Origin of the sequence: Rhodococcus sp. T2V (assembly GCF_029269925.1) — a bacterium.
Classification (GTDB): domain Bacteria; phylum Actinomycetota; class Actinomycetes; order Mycobacteriales; family Mycobacteriaceae; genus Rhodococcus_F; species Rhodococcus_F koreensis.
Genome location: NZ_JARJBD010000438.1, coordinates 1 through 368, shown reverse-complemented (window position 1 = coordinate 368; position 368 = coordinate 1). Strand labels below are relative to the sequence as shown.

At 67.1% G+C, this 368-nt stretch carries 1 pseudogene; it reads left to right on the top strand.

Going from position 1 to position 368, the window contains the following annotated elements:
- Window positions 1-320, top strand: a pseudogene (locus tag P3H15_RS54735) (integrase); the annotation flags it as partial.
- Window positions 321-368: the final 48 nt, after the last annotated feature.

Genomic DNA, 368 nt, shown 5'->3' with positions numbered 1-368 from the left:
CACATCCGATCCCGCTGGACCCGGCGACCTGGGCCGCACTGACCCGATGCCTCGAGCACCGCAGATCCGGCACCCATAATCCCCACGTCATCGTCACCAGCCGAACCCGATCCGGGCCGACACCGGCGTCCCGCGCCTACCTCAGCCGCCTCCTCGACCCCGCCGACACCACGATCTCCACGCTGCGCGCCTCCCGACTGCTGGCCTTGGCCAACAGCCACGATCCCAATCTGATTGCCACCACCTACGGCATGAGCCCAGAGGGCGTCCTGGCCTACTTCGCCGACCGCGTCGATCCCACCCTGCTCGCAGACCTGTGAGATTTCAGGCGTCACCGTGCACACGTTCGCACGAACCTGTGCGCTTTC